General features: G+C 46.1%; 1 pseudogene. It reads right to left on the bottom strand.

The window, feature by feature from the left end:
• Positions 1-33: 33 nt before the first annotated feature.
• Positions 34-347 (bottom strand): annotated as a pseudogene (locus GS601_RS22645) (hypothetical protein); the annotation flags it as partial.

Raw genomic sequence — 347 nt, 5'->3', positions numbered from 1 at the left:
CGAAGGAATTTTACAACTCTTTCAAACGTAGTCTCAGCTTTCTTTTTGCGCTACCTTCCGTTCGTCGAACTCACGTTCGAAATAGTTCTGGTAAACCCGCTCTGAGTTGGTTTCTCGCAAATAGATCACAACTTGGTGAATCGTTTTATCTGAAAATTTGCGATGCAGCCGTAAACGATAATCGGCTAATCGCATCGGGACATCATCTTTGGGATCGGTTTGGAATTCGATGTGAATTATCTCGTTTTGCCCTTGCAACAGAATCACGCGGTCAGCGCGAATTGGCTCGATCGATAGTTCAGTTGGACTGAGTTCAGTGAGAGGAACCCGGTAGCCGAGCAACCAGC

The organism is Myxacorys almedinensis A, assembly GCF_010091945.1.
Classification (GTDB): domain Bacteria; phylum Cyanobacteriota; class Cyanobacteriia; order Leptolyngbyales; family Leptolyngbyaceae; genus Myxacorys; species Myxacorys almedinensis.
This window is presented reverse-complemented; position numbering and strand designations above follow the sequence as displayed.